Annotated in this window: 13 protein-coding genes; 2 read left to right on the plus strand and 11 right to left on the minus strand. The window is 45.7% G+C overall.

Features of this window, described 5'->3' with window-relative positions; genetic code table 11:
* Positions 1–33: 33 nt before the first annotated feature.
* Genes ACKTT9_RS22140 through ACKTT9_RS22175 form a run of 8 tightly spaced genes read right to left on the minus strand, consistent with a single transcriptional unit; the run spans position 34 to position 8,434 of the window.
* Entirely contained in the window at positions 34–1,065 is a 1,032-nt protein-coding gene (locus ACKTT9_RS22140) for a zinc-binding dehydrogenase (protein ID WP_407867666.1), read from the minus strand.
* Positions 1,066–1,109: 44 nt separating this feature from the next.
* On the minus strand, positions 1,110–2,102 hold the full coding sequence (locus ACKTT9_RS22145; RefSeq protein WP_407867667.1) for a hydroxyacid dehydrogenase: 993 nt from the start codon (positions 2,100–2,102) through the stop codon (positions 1,110–1,112).
* A 43-nt stretch (positions 2,103–2,145) separates the two neighbouring features.
* Complete coding sequence (locus tag ACKTT9_RS22150; protein WP_407867668.1) at positions 2,146–3,174, minus strand: Gfo/Idh/MocA family protein; 1,029 nt, start codon at positions 3,172–3,174, stop codon at positions 2,146–2,148.
* Between the two features lie 23 nt (positions 3,175–3,197).
* A complete protein-coding gene (locus ACKTT9_RS22155; RefSeq protein WP_407867669.1) occupies positions 3,198–4,730 on the minus strand; it encodes an ABC transporter substrate-binding protein in 1,533 nt (510 codons plus the stop codon).
* 29 nt (positions 4,731–4,759) lie between these two features.
* Complete coding sequence (locus ACKTT9_RS22160; RefSeq protein WP_407873092.1) at positions 4,760–5,641, minus strand: carbohydrate ABC transporter permease; 882 nt, start codon at positions 5,639–5,641, stop codon at positions 4,760–4,762.
* Between the two features lie 32 nt (positions 5,642–5,673).
* A complete protein-coding gene (locus tag ACKTT9_RS22165; RefSeq protein WP_407867670.1) occupies positions 5,674–6,639 on the minus strand; it encodes an ABC transporter permease in 966 nt (321 codons plus the stop codon).
* Positions 6,640–6,657: 18 nt separating this feature from the next.
* A complete protein-coding gene (locus tag ACKTT9_RS22170) occupies positions 6,658–7,461 on the minus strand; it encodes a sugar phosphate isomerase/epimerase family protein (protein WP_407867671.1) in 804 nt (267 codons plus the stop codon).
* A 34-nt stretch (positions 7,462–7,495) separates the two neighbouring features.
* Positions 7,496–8,434, minus strand: coding sequence for a sugar phosphate isomerase/epimerase family protein (locus ACKTT9_RS22175; protein WP_407867672.1), 939 nt, complete (start codon positions 8,432–8,434; stop codon positions 7,496–7,498).
* Between the two features lie 234 nt (positions 8,435–8,668).
* Between ACKTT9_RS22175 and ACKTT9_RS22180 the strand changes: the two genes are divergently transcribed.
* Positions 8,669–9,874, plus strand: coding sequence for an ROK family protein (locus ACKTT9_RS22180; protein ID WP_157321048.1), 1,206 nt, complete (start codon positions 8,669–8,671; stop codon positions 9,872–9,874).
* A 107-nt stretch (positions 9,875–9,981) separates the two neighbouring features.
* Here ACKTT9_RS22180 and ACKTT9_RS22185 read toward each other — a convergent pair whose 3' ends face one another.
* From ACKTT9_RS22185 to ACKTT9_RS22195, 3 genes are all read right to left on the minus strand, one after another.
* Positions 9,982–10,944 (minus strand): bile acid:sodium symporter family protein, encoded by a 963-nt coding sequence (locus ACKTT9_RS22185; protein ID WP_407867673.1) that lies wholly within the window; start codon positions 10,942–10,944, stop codon positions 9,982–9,984.
* A gap of 136 nt (positions 10,945–11,080) precedes the next feature.
* The gene (locus ACKTT9_RS22190; RefSeq protein ID WP_407867674.1) at positions 11,081–11,617 is read right to left on the minus strand and encodes an NAD(P)H-dependent oxidoreductase; all 537 of its coding nucleotides are present in this window, start codon (positions 11,615–11,617) and stop codon (positions 11,081–11,083) included.
* A 168-nt stretch (positions 11,618–11,785) separates the two neighbouring features.
* Complete coding sequence (locus ACKTT9_RS22195) at positions 11,786–12,358, minus strand: TetR/AcrR family transcriptional regulator (RefSeq protein ID WP_407867675.1); 573 nt, start codon at positions 12,356–12,358, stop codon at positions 11,786–11,788.
* Positions 12,359–12,495: 137 nt separating this feature from the next.
* On the opposite strand from ACKTT9_RS22195, the gene ACKTT9_RS22200 reads away from it, so the two are divergent.
* Positions 12,496–13,377, plus strand: coding sequence for a LysR family transcriptional regulator (locus tag ACKTT9_RS22200; protein WP_407867676.1), 882 nt, complete (start codon positions 12,496–12,498; stop codon positions 13,375–13,377).
* Positions 13,378–13,423: the final 46 nt, after the last annotated feature.

Raw genomic sequence — 13,423 nt, forward strand, 5'->3', positions numbered from 1 at the left:
AGCTAAGCACATACAGCTGCTTAGCCCCTCATTTTATTTCACCTCACAGTCAATCATGACGTGAATGGTATCTCCCTTATGCTCGTTTCTCAATTGGAAAGCCCGGGAAACTTCCGCAAGCGGAACGATATGTGTAATCATTTCCTCCGTATTCACTAATCCGTCGAGAACCAGCCGCAATCCTTCATCAAAGTAACGACGATTATCGATGTCACGTTTGGGTTCCGTTGAAAGGATATCCAGCCGTTTTTTATGCACCTTGAAGAAATCAACCGGATTGTGACAGGTACCAATGCACCCATACATGACAATTCGCCCATTCTGCGCTGCAGCATTTATCGCATCAACCATACCTGCCCCTTCCAGAAGACACGGAATGACAACATCAAAGCCATCCGGGAAATCCGCTCCTACAATATCCATCGTATCCGCATGTTCATGAGGGATTTTGTACGTATGGGTGGCGCCATATTTGCGTGCAAGTGCCAGTTTCTCGTCAAATAAATCGGTGACAACCAAATTTCTGGGACTAAACATATTGATAACCTGCGTCATCACTAGACCGCTCACGCCTTGTCCTGTGATCAATACGTTCTTATTCGGCGAAATATCTCCGAGTTCTGCGGCATGGATAATACCTGGAAGCACTTCAATCAGCGAGCCCTCGATTAACGGCAAATCTTTGGGCAACACCTTGAGAGAAAACGGGGTACAGCATACATACTCGGCAAAAGCTCCCCAAACATAACGTAATGCAACAGGATCGCCAACCTTGACACCTATTACATTAGGGCCGACTTTATCAATGATACCTGCAACTTCATGTCCCAGCCTTGTAGGATACGAAATAAATTCAGGTTCTCGCGCGCCACGGAATACTTCAACATCACTGCCGCATATCCCCACCCACTTGACCTTAACTCTTACTTCGCCATCCTTGGGTTCTGGAATCAAGGCTCTTCTTACGCTAATTTCACCAATGGCGTCCATAACCGCACACATCTGTGTACCAGGACCATCATAATCAACCAATTCCATGGGAGGTACGGACATTTTTCTAACCATTTACATAATTCCCCTTCCATCTACCAAAAGTTTTCTTCCGCCTGTTAAGCCATAACTTCCCACATTTTCTCGTTCACTTCATACATGGTTTTCTCTTCCTGCAAGCATCTAATGATGTCTTCGACGACTTCCTCCATTAAAGCAAGATGTCCTTGTACGGAGGCTCCGGCAATATGAGGTGAGAGAAGCACATTAGGAAGAGAGCGGATAGGATGATCTACAGCAAGAGGCTCCTTTTCAAACACATCCAGAGCAGCAAAAAATCGTCCGCTTTGAAGCTCTTCCATGAATGCCTGTTCATCTACCACAGGACCTCTAGAAGAGTTAATGAAAACAGCACCGTCCGGAATGAGCGCGAGCAATTCTCGGGTCAGCATTCTTTCCGTAGCAGGAAGCTTAGGCGCGTGAACCGAGATAATGGGGCAGCTCATAACCTCTTCTAGTGTAGCCCTCTTAGCGTTCAGCCGAGCCGCTGCATCTTCACTCAAATAGGGATCGTAAATGAGAACATTAACTTGAAAAGGCGCAAGCAGCTTGATAAACGCGCGAGCCGTAGAGCTGGCCGAAATGATACCAACCGTACTACCGGTAAGCTCTCTGCCCTTCAAACCAGCAATCTTCCATTTGCCATCCCGCATGGTTAAGTCAAATTCAGGTAAATGCCGAAGAGTTGTCAACAGCGCTGCCAAGCAATATTCACCCACACTTAAGGCAATTCTTGGAGCCGCCGAGAAAACTTTGACCCCTTGTTCGAAAATTTGTTTGGGAACAAGGTTCTTCACTGTTCCGGCTGCATGCCCAACGGCACGAAGCTTGACGGCTTTCTCCAGCATTTCATCAGTCAAGCTTGGCGAGCCCCAACTCGTAATAATGACTTCCGCCTCAGCAATTCGTTCTGAAAGCTCTTCCTGCGTGTAATCACGTCCTGTCTCATTCCACACAGGTTCGAAGTACTCATTTATCCGTGCACGGCACGCCTCTGAACAGACTTCATCCAATCGAGATTGTGGTGATAACACCAATGTTTTTAACTTCATTGCAGAAAGTCCTCCCTCTGTTTTCCTTAGACAAAACTAAAGCTTAAAGATGCACAACCTGACCGGTCCGCATAGATTCAAAGCAACCATCCATAACCCTCATCACTTGGATGATCTCCCGGCCTGAAGCCAGCGGTTCACGCCCTTCTCGGATCGCATTGGCAAATTCCTCAAGCTGCCATTTGAAATTAGGGAATGTTGACTCACACGTTTCCAGCGTCTCGCCGTTCAGGCTAAGTTCATACTCATCCTTCAGATGGAGTAAGCCGTTCGATCCAATTAAATAGCGCTCATAAATGCTATTCTGCGTCGACCATATCCGCTTCCCAGTAAGCCCATCTTCATCGGTTGGGCGGCAACCGGCGTTAAACGACATCCACACATTCGCCATTTGACCCTCGCCAAAATTCATGGAAATGGCTACTTCATCTTCACCCGACCAATTCGGATTGTTGGAATGTCCCTGCGCATAAACGGACTTCGGAGCTCTTCCATATGCCCACTGAATATAGTCTAGAATATGGCTTCCCCATAATGGAATGATAAATCCACCAATTTTTGATTCGTCCTTCCACCAGTCCGCAGCCGGCTTATCCATATGTGCCAATAACATCGCATTGATGTTGATCAAATCGCCAATGGCTTTCTTTCTCACCTGGCGAATTGATTCCATAACCGGTTGATAGAAACGGCGGCTTTGCCCAATCATTAACGTAACGTTGGCACGTTCCGCTGCCTCCGCCATCTCCTCCGCTTCCTGCACGTTCATCGCCATAGGCTTCTCTACCAGCACATGTTTGCCGGCATGAAGTGCCTTAATCGAATATTCCGCGTGAAGATCATGCGGCAGAAGCAGCAAAAACGCGTCAATATCCGGATCATTTACAGCATCATCGTATGACGTGTAGGTATGTACCCCCTCCCACTTTTCGGCTTCCTGCCGCAGTTTACCTTCATCACGAGAAACTAGGGCAACAAGTTCAATGTGATCGGATAGCTCCCGTATAGCCGGAAGATGGGACTTCGACACACGTCCCAATCCGACAACGGCTAATCGTAATTTACGCAGCATGTTTGCTCGACTCCTTTTTCTCTTTATTTGCTGTTTTTCCTGTCTTGATAGGACTTATTAAATTCATCTATCATCTTCATGTAATTGGCATCCGCTTTATACATTTTTACCATCGCATCCCAGGATTCGATCGGTTCTTTCCCCATAATCACTTTGACCTTCATATCATCCATTTTCTTCTTGAAGTCAGGTCCCATTTTCAAATCAATATCGGACATAAGACCAATGGATACATCCGGTACGCCATAATTTCCTCGTTCATCAATAATTTTTTTATTACGCTCGAAGGTCGCTTTCGGCATACCCACGCGATAAGCCCATAAGTACGGATCAAATCTTTCGAAGATTTTACCGAACGAGCTTTGTGATACACTGTCTTTCACCGCTTGCTCTGTCGCCGTTTTGAAACCGTCTACCACGGTGAAGTGGATATCCTTCAGGCCGTAACAGGCCAATTCGAAACCTTCCTCGGATGCGCCATAATCCATCAAAGCCAGGATTTTCTTCATTTTGGCTTCAGGAACTTTTTTCGGAATCACATACAGCCCTGCGAATCCGGTACCTGTAGGAACCATTTTACCTGCTGCACTTTCCAAATAAGTCATAGCCACAAAATCCGCTTTCGGATCAAGCTTTTGCGCACCTTCCGTCGCCCGGAAAACGCCTTCTGTGGTATCCACTTGAACACCGACTTTACCTGCTTTCGCCATGTTTTCAAAATCGGTTGTTTTCATAGCAACGAAATCTTCAGGCAATATTTTATCCTTGTACATCTTGTTAAGATAAATAAGTCCTTCTCTTGTTCCCTGTTCTAGATCGGTGTCCACCAGTTTGCCGTCTTGCAGTTTCCACTTGCCATTGCTTTTATTGAAAATATCAATGACTTTCTCCCAGTTCTTTCCGTTATAGCCGTACGTGTCAGCTTTCCCGTTTTTGTCGGGATCTTTGTCAACGAAAGCTTTCAAAGCGGCGTAGAACTCATCCATGGTGTGCGGCATCTTCAGCCCAACGTTATCCAACCAGTCTTGGCGGATATTAAAGAAGCTGCTTCCATGCAGCGGTCGTACTGACGGCAGGATATATTGCTTACCGTTTACTTTGACACTGTCCATAATTTCTTGCGGATAAGCAGATAAATTTTTATAATCCTTCAAGTACGGCGTCAAATCCCAAAAAGCGCCTTGCTTGATCATGGTGATCGCTTGCGTTTGCTTCATGTCTTTGATTTTCATCAAATCCGGCATATCGCCTGAAGCTAACATGACGTTCTGTTTCTCTTCCCATGCATTCGGAGATGCCCAAGTAATTGTCAGCTTCGTATTCGTGCGCTTCTCGAATTCCTTGGTCACTGGATTATCGGCTGCTGGTGGTTCCGGTGTGCTAAACTCCGTAAAAATGCTAATTTCCGTTGGTGGACCGCTGTCAGCTGCAGTTCCTGTTCCTGTTGTTGAAGCCGGTGCTCCGCCTGAGCAAGCCGACAGAACCGATGCTGCCATCATGAAAGTTAACGATACAGGCACTACTTTGTTCGTCATTGACCTCTCATTTCTTTTCATAAGAACCCTCCTCATTCATTTTAAAAAGATTATCCTTTCACCGAACCCAGCATAACGCCTTTGGCAAAATGCTTTTGCAGGAACGGATAAACACACAGGATTGGCAGTGTCGCAATGACGACAGCAGCCATTTTTAAAGTTTCGGTAGGGATGCTTTGTTCGGCCATCATCTGTGCTGCAGCAGCCCCTCCTGCTTGCGTCGATGAGTCGATTAACATATTGCGGAGCACCAGCTGAAGCGGCCACTTGGTATAATCATTGATGTACAAAACCGCACTAAAAAATGTGTTCCAATACGCCACTGCGTAGAATAGTCCAAATGCAGCAAGAGCAGGAAGAGATAGAGGAAGGACAATGCGGAAGAATACGCCGATATCCGTGGAGCCGTCAATAATAGCGGATTCTTCTAACTCAACAGGGATGCTGTCGAAAAAGCTTTTCATGAGAATAACGTACCACCCACTTGTCAGCACCGGTAGAATTAAGGACCAGACGCTGTTAATCAATCCCAAGTCGCGAACCAGCAGGTAAGGCGGGATCAGTCCCGGACTGAACAAAAGGGTGATTAGAATCAATAACATGATCAGTCTTCTGCCCTGCAACCGCTTACGGGATAACCCATAAGCCAGTGCAGCTGTTATCACAAGGCTGAGCGCTGTTCCGACAGTTGCCAGAAAACCACTGATCATCGTTGCATTTTGAAAGGCAGACGTAGATAACAAATATTTGTAGGAATCCAGTGTCCATTTCTGCGGAAATAAGAGATAGCCCTGCTTTTGGATGTATTCTGCTGGATCCGTAAATGAAACGACAAACACATAATAAAGCGGAAAAATCGTAATGATCGCTATAATACCGAGCAAGATAATATTCATCATATCAAATAAACGCTCGCTTAAGCTTCGATTCATCATTCTCACCCCGTTTCCTGTATTTGCGGAGATCAGTATACGCCTTCTTCACCAAATCGTTTAGCCAACTTATTGGCTCCAATAGCCAAAATCAATCCAACCACTGATTTGAATAAGCCGACAGCAGTGCTGAAGCTGAATTGCCCTTGCTGAATACCTAGACGATAAGCATAGGTTTCAAAAACATCGGCCACATTGGAAACGGCGCCATTCATCATCAGAAATACTTGCTCGAATCCAACATCCATGATGTGCCCGAGCTTGAGGATGAACAGTACGATAATGACACTTCGAATTGCTGGCAGCGTTACGTGCCAAGCTTGCCGAATACGGCCCGCTCCGTCTATTTTAGCCGCTTCATACAGTCCAGGATCGACCCCCGCGATAGCAGCAAGGAAAATGATCGTTCCCCATCCCGCTTCTTTCCAGACGTTCTGCACCGTAAGAAGGATCCAGAAACTGTTTTCATTCGTTAAAAAGTCGTATTTGGCAGCCCCTAAACTGACTAGCATCTTATTAATAATCCCCGATGATTGCGATAACAACAAGAAAGTAATCCCTGCGATAATAACCCACGAAAGAAAGTGCGGCATGTAGACGATGGATTGGATCCACTTTTTATAAACTTCATTACGTAGTTCATTCAGCAGAAGGGCAAGTAGGATCGGCAGCGGGAAAAAGAATACCAGACTTAACAAGCTGATGGCCATCGTATTTCGAAATAATAAGTAGAAGTCTTGATTCGAGAAGAAGCGGATAAAATGGTCAAAGCCAACCCATGGGCTTCCCGATACCCCCATATATGGGGAGTAATCTTGAAAGGCGATCACGACTCCCCACATCGGGACATATTTGAAGATCAGGAAAAACAACACACCTGGAGCAATTAACAAATATAGAAATTTGTCTCGTCTAAGTCCATGCAGCACATGTTTCCATCTGCTTTGCGGGACAGCTTCCGGGATACTACCCAGATGCCATTCACTCTGAGCTGCCATTTGCCCTGCACCTCCTATTTACTTGAAAAGCGATTTCGCATAAGCAAGATCTTCGGTGATGTAGCGGTCCTTATTGGCCAAATCCGTATACTCTGCAGTCAAACAAATGATACCGGCATAGTTTCGTTCTTTCACATAGCTGGCAATTCTCGGCCAGTGCGCCATGCCGTGCCGTCCGGTCGTGAAATGACGTTTCCACTCCGCTGTTTCAGCCTCAGGTCCATTACTTCGTTGAAAAAAACCATTTTTCAAATTCACCATCGCCAGATGGGACCATACGATGTCCAAACCATATTCAGGCTGCTGCCCAGCGAATGCATCGTGCGCAGCATCCCAGACGACGCCGATATGCTCGGGGTTTATTGGAGACATCAACTGCATAATGCCGTTCGAATCGATGATGTAGTTTCCATAATGCTGCTGAATGCCGACCTTTACGCCATATTTCTCGCAAAGCGGGACAAGCACCTCCAGCTTCCGCTTGGTCCTCTCTTCCGTCGCCTTATATCCGTCCTGATCGATATTAACCATAATTCGGATCAACGGTACACCGGCTTCCGAGCATGCGGCGAAAATCGATTCATCCGTTGAAGCGGCAACGCTATACAGATTGACCCCTTGCTCGTTTAACTGCTTGGCAAATTGCGGCAGTGTTTTCCGAGCTGTTTCTGGTTCTACCTGAAACCCGTCTCGAATCGGAAGCTCGATACCGTCAAATCCAATTCGGCTTACAAAGCTGGCCAGCTCGGGAGCCGATTGATCTTTCCAATGTTTCACAAACAGTGAAAACGAATAAGTTTTTTTCGATTCCGAATGTTCCACAGCCGCCTGTCCTCCCTCTCCCTCAACGCAATTCTTATACATTAACGTTAGATTTTGTGACGCTAAGCAGATGCTGCACATCGTTATAACATTGCTGAGCTAATTCGGTATGTACGGGAAGATCGGAGCCAGGCTTGCTTACACTTTCAACGGTGAGGTAACCGTTGTATCCGATTTGTTCCAGCCCCCGGAACACTTCATACCAATCAATCCCACCTTGATTAATAAGCCGATGGCAGAAATATTGCTCATCTTGCTTACCTTGCTTCGGTATGACTCTATGATAGCGGCCGATATGCGGCACATAATCACTGTATTCGAAAGCCCATGGATACTGGTTGCCTTGCAGCTTCACAATATCCTTAATATGAATGTTGAGGAGATACGGTTTTAAACGTTGAATAGTTGCAATCCCATAATCAGTCGGCACCTGATACAAATTGACCGGATCCAGGATCAGCCCTACATTGCTGCGCCCTACTGCTTCTACAAAAGCGATGGAGGAATCGGCATGATCACAAAGCGTTCCGTGATGCATCTCAATAACCGCCCGAATATTTCGGCTGTTTGCCGCATCGGCGCATTGCTGGAACCACTTGACGGCCTTAGCAAAGTCCTTCTTGGACACCTCATCGGAATGCTGGAACCCTGGGTTCAATCGCATCATGCCGCATCCAATGGTTGAGGCAAAATCGAGATAGCGCTCCCACTTCAGGAATTCCGCATGGTTTTCCTCTTCCGTATTACAAGCAAAATTCCCAACAAAAAGGGATAAATTGATTGGAGTTAACCGATAACCTACGAGCAAACTTTTAATCTGCTCCGCTCGTTCTTGCGAGATATGGCCATCCTTTAATTCACCAACACCGCGAATCTCGACGCCCTCATAACCAACAGCAGCTGCATCTTTTAAAAAATGCTCAATGGTTGAATCATCATACATATTACCGCCTAAAATGATCATTGTTCTCATCCCGCCCTTTCCGTAATAGCGCTTTCAATAGTATGAGGATATCATAAAATAAACCCGTAACTTATGTCAACATTTAAATTAAGTTATTTGTTTATCCGCTTAAATTAAATATTATTGCTAGAAAAACATTGATCTTTGTTCTTATTTTTATTAAAGTAAGCTCATTACCACTATTCGTATGGGTTCAGGTATAATCGGTTTAATTACATAATGATATAGCGACGGTGAAAACACATGATAAGTCCATATAAAAGCGATCAAAAGGGTACCAAAACCAGTATCATTCAAGCTTTGCGGATGCACGGTTCCATGCCTCGGATTAAATTGACCAAAGTTACGGAACTGAGCAGAGCGACCATCTCTTCCACGATTTCCGAACTCATGGATTGTAAGCTGGTCCAAGAAACAGAAAAAGCCCCGTCAACGGGAGGCCGTCCAGCTATTTCACTAGAGCTTGTCCCAGGATCACCAGGCATTATGGGCGCTGATCTGGATAATCAAGTATGGACGTTGGGCGTGTTTGATTTACTTGGGAATGTCATTCATCTTACGAAAATACCTGTCAGCTCTCCCCTGCCCGAGATCGCGATTCAGGAGTTAACGGAGCAAACGGAAAAATTTGTTAAAGAATTGAAAATTGGCGTCATCCAATTGTTCGGTCTGGGAGTGCCTGGTCTTGTCGATACAAGAAGAGGTATTATTAAAAGCGCTTCCGATTTGGGCTGGTCAAACGTGGAGATTGAGGACATGGTAAGTAAAAAGCTTGGTTGGCCCACTGTAGCCATCAACAGGCACCGTGCCCGTGGACTTGCCGAATGCCGCTTCGGTTCAGGCAGCAGCTATAAGCATATGATCTATGTCGGTGTCGGTTCCGGGATTGCTGCCGGAATTTTTAATGACCGACAATTGGTTTCAGGTTCGTTCGGCGGAGCAGGCGAGCTCGGACATATTACAGTTGAGCCGGACGGACCCGTATGTCCATGTGGAAATAACGGTTGCTTACACCTCTATTCAACGGCTTCGGCCATTGAACAGGAAGCGCGCAGGCAGCTCCGTTCCGGACAGGAAGATAGTGTGCTCAACCGTGTGATAGCCGGAAACGATCTGCAAATTCTGCAAGCAAAGGACGTTTGCTTGGCTGCAGACCAAGGTGATGCGTTGGCCTTACGCATCATTAATCGCGCCGCCACGTATCTCGGGATCGCGTTGGCTAATGTGGTCAATTTGCTCAATCCGGAGGCGATCATTCTTGGGGGATCCATCCCCAGTATGTGCAGCACATATGTACAAACCGCTACAAAAGTTATGAAGCAGCGGTCTATGTTAGCCCTCTCTGCCGGGATCGCCGTGGACACGGCCGTTTTACCCGAAATCGGCGGTGCACTCGGCGCGATTAATTTTGCGCTTGATCAACATTTTTCTTTTACCATGATTCAGTAAAGCAAGGAACAAAATTAAAAGCCTCCAGCCCACTTGAGAGTGGTCCTGAAGGCTTTTTTAGTTTCACACGATACCTTATGTATACGTCAAGTGTAATTACATCTCTACTAGGCTGCTTTTGCTGTGTGGCCGTTTACACCGTAGCTTTTAGCCAGACGTTGCCCGAATATTGCCGCCAGAATTTGCTGAAACAGCATGCCTGCGACAACAGGAAGCGCCACTGGCGGCGGAAAAAAGCTGATGGCGAGCACCGCGCCTGCACTTAAATTTCGCATCCCGGAATTAAACGTTAAGGCTATCGTAACTTCGCTTTCCCATTTCATCATCCGTGACACCAGCCACCCTGCCAGGTATCCGATGGTCGCACTCACGAAAGCGATTACAATGATTTTGACCAATTGGCCATTCATGTTCTTCAGATAAGGAGCTATGACTGAGGAATTAATCGCGACGACCACAAAAAGGCCTATTTTTGAAAAAGGCGCAAACCTGGGTCCCCATGTGGTTTTAATTCTCCCTTTTGTCCACTGATTCAGGAACGTGCCGATCAATGAGGGAATCACGACCATTAAAAATAATCCTCTCATAATGTCCCATTGGTCCATATGTACCTTCGCTCCAACGATGAGTGAAAGACTAAGTGGCACAATAAAGGGAGACAGAAGCGTGTCCAGCAAAATCAGCGCCAAAGTAAGCGCTATATTTCCCCCGTAAATAGTGACCCATACCAAGCTAACTACGCCTGTAGGAATAACGAATAGGAGAACAAAACCAGTCTGAGTCAAATCATCTCCCGGGAAAAAAAGCGAGCCGGCCGCCCAACCAAGCAATGGCATGGCAAGATGCAGAATGATAAAGTTAGCGACAATCGGCAGCGGATGCATCATGACCTTCTGTAAATCTTTAAAATTAGAGCCAATACTACCGAAGAACGTCATCAGCGCAAAAATCCATGGCACCAGAAAGCTCAGATTGTGCAGCCAAACACTGCAAATTAGCCCAACAATTACAGCCGTTGGCGTGACAAAAGGCATAGCCTTCTCGAGAACTTTATTCAATCGGATAAGCATATACACCCCTCCTTTCTCTTTTGATAAGGATTCATTTTAATTACGAAACCATTGTAGCACAATTGCGACTCTGGAAACTTACTAAATTAAAAAGACTTCCACCCACGAGGGCGAAAGCCTTTTAACTAAAACGTTCCTAAACCATCACAGCGGGTTTGACCGTTTTGAGATGCTGAACATAATCTTGGGCGCTTTTTGCTACACGATCATCTGTCGCATTCGACGTATCGTTCAGAGCAAAGTGCGGCAAATACGAGGCGCTAATAAAATGAGCAAGCGCTTCTACCGGTCGCAGCATCTCTTCCAAGGTAAAGCGATTGGACCCGCTTTTTGAATACGACTCTTTGGTGCCATACGTCGAGATCGCAGCACCGATTTCTTTTCCTGCCAGTTTACCTTCAGGTCCATAAGCCCACCCGTATAATAATACGGTATCAAACCACTTTTTTAATAATGGCGGAGTGCTGTACCAATAAAACGGGTATTGAAAAATAATGCGGTCATGCGACTCAATTAACTTCTGCTCCTTAGCAACATCGATATTTTCGTCTGGGTACGTTTTGTATAACTCATGGATGGTGTAATCTGTTTGTTCTTGTAGAGCCTTCACCCATGCTTTATTCCAAGTGGATCCTTCCAAGTTCGGATGCGTAACGATGACTAAAGTTTTCATTTTATTTGCCTCATTTCATCATTGATTTCGTTTTAAATTACGATGGACGGCACACTCATTTACCTTCATTATTTTTCTTTATTTCTCAAGAAATGATACGCCATTTAGAATATAATTGTTTTACCTACTAAAAGGTAGTCATAACATAAAAACAATCCGCCTTCTTTTTCAAGTTAAGGCGGATAGCAAACCATCGACAATCATATCAAACTTTTTGACATCGCTAAAACTTCTTGCAAGCAGCTGCGCACCTTGAAGTGAAGCCAAAAATTGATGAGCTCTCACATCTGCGGCACCTTCAAACTTGAGCTGTCCATCACGCCGCCCCTGCTCCAGCACACGTTCCAACCATTCTAAATTTGATGTGAAGAATTGAGCTAACCCATCTCGAACCTTGCCGGATAGTGTAGCTAAATCCGTTGAAAGCATGACACTCAGACAAGTACGATACTCTTGGACTGGACCACTGTAAAGTAAAGTGAATCTGCGCAGTTTCTCCAAACTATGCTGAATATCCAAATCAATTTGTGCGACGTAGGTAATAAAATTTCTTTGATACCGTGTAATCAGTGCTTCTCCCAGATCCTCTTTGTTAGGGAAATAATAATGAATACTAGCATTCCGTATCCCTACTTTGTCTGCAATATGTGAATAGCTAAAACCGTTAAAGCCAAATTGCTGCACAAGCGACTGAGCGGTATCTAAAATAAATTCTGCTGTATTTTTATTATTTTTATCCATAAATAAATTCTAGCTTTCAGTAGATAGCGTGTCAACATGCAAGGCGATCTTTTATCATGTATAATGCAGAATAATGACTTTCATTATCTCAAATACTGATAGCTAATCGCACCAAATACAGGAGGTTTATATTTTATATGGATATACAGTTGCTCAAAGTATTTTTTACCACCGCACATGAAGGCAGCATTTCCAAAGCGGCTAATAAATTAAACTTCGCTCAGTCCAACGTTACTCACAAGATTCAACAGCTTGAGGCCGATTTGCAGACACAGCTCTTCTATCGCCACAACCGGGGGATCACACTTACGCCTTCCGGTCAAATCCTTGTTTCCTATGCGGAGAAAATATTGCATGTGATTCAGGAAGCCCGGCTTGCCGTGGGAGACTCCTCGGAGCCTGCCGGTCCTCTGCATATTGGCTCCATGGAGACAACCGCCTCCGCCCGGCTGCCCATGCTGCTCACCAACTATCATACGGAGTATCCGGCTGTCGATTTCACATTAACAACGGGTCCTACAGAACAGCATATCCATGGCGTACTTCATTATGAGCTTAACGGAGCATTTGTGGCCGGTCCTGTCGAACATCCTGATCTCATTCAAGAAAAAGTCATTGATGAAGAACTGGTCCTCGTCACTTCATCCTCCCACCCGCCCATCCGTTCCATCCATGATGTGCAGGATCGCCCGCTTCTCGTCTTGCGCAGCGGCTGTGCCTACCGGGCAAAGTTAAATCTGCTGCTCAAAGAAGAAGGCTTAATCCCCGTTAAACTCATGGATTTCGGATCACCGGAAACGATTATCGGTTGTGTCGGCGCAGGCTTAGGCATTTCGCTTTTGCCTCGTACAATCGCTGCCGAACCAGAGGAGCAAGGACGAATCCGCACACATGAAATTACGGGCAAGCATGCCATCGTGACAACGGTCTTCATCCGGCGCAAGGACGCTTTGATCACACCTGCATTGTCCGCTTTCTTAACGGCTATGCGTGCGCATTTCGCGGGTCTTAACGTATAATTAGCTACCGATAAGTCAATACTTGGAGCAACCTCTGTGAGGTGAG

Source organism: Paenibacillus sp. P36, from assembly GCF_045866505.1.
Classification (GTDB): Bacteria; Bacillota; Bacilli; order Paenibacillales; family NBRC-103111; genus Paenibacillus_E; species Paenibacillus_E chondroitinus.

Bases quoted from the DNA above. Each gene is read 5' to 3' on its own strand.
- ACKTT9_RS22140 (WP_407867666.1), bottom strand. From the start codon at position 1,065: ATGGTTAGAAAAATGTCCGTACCTCCCATGGAATTGGTTGATTATGAT.
- ACKTT9_RS22145 (WP_407867667.1), bottom strand. From the start codon at position 2,102: ATGAAGTTAAAAACATTGGTGTTATCACCACAATCTCGATTGGATGAA.
- ACKTT9_RS22150 (WP_407867668.1), bottom strand. From the start codon at position 3,174: ATGCTGCGTAAATTACGATTAGCCGTTGTCGGATTGGGACGTGTGTCG.
- ACKTT9_RS22155 (WP_407867669.1), bottom strand. From the start codon at position 4,730: ATGAAAAGAAATGAGAGGTCAATGACGAACAAAGTAGTGCCTGTATCG.
- ACKTT9_RS22160 (WP_407873092.1), bottom strand. From the start codon at position 5,641: ATGAATCGAAGCTTAAGCGAGCGTTTATTTGATATGATGAATATTATC.
- ACKTT9_RS22165 (WP_407867670.1), bottom strand. From the start codon at position 6,639: ATGGCAGCTCAGAGTGAATGGCATCTGGGTAGTATCCCGGAAGCTGTC.
- ACKTT9_RS22175 (WP_407867672.1), bottom strand. From the start codon at position 8,434: ATGAGAACAATGATCATTTTAGGCGGTAATATGTATGATGATTCAACC.
- ACKTT9_RS22180 (WP_157321048.1), top strand. From the start codon at position 8,669: ATGATAAGTCCATATAAAAGCGATCAAAAGGGTACCAAAACCAGTATC.
- ACKTT9_RS22185 (WP_407867673.1), bottom strand. From the start codon at position 10,944: ATGCTTATCCGATTGAATAAAGTTCTCGAGAAGGCTATGCCTTTTGTC.
- ACKTT9_RS22190 (WP_407867674.1), bottom strand. From the start codon at position 11,617: ATGAAAACTTTAGTCATCGTTACGCATCCGAACTTGGAAGGATCCACT.
- ACKTT9_RS22195 (WP_407867675.1), bottom strand. From the start codon at position 12,358: ATGGATAAAAATAATAAAAATACAGCAGAATTTATTTTAGATACCGCT.
- ACKTT9_RS22200 (WP_407867676.1), top strand. From the start codon at position 12,496: ATGGATATACAGTTGCTCAAAGTATTTTTTACCACCGCACATGAAGGC.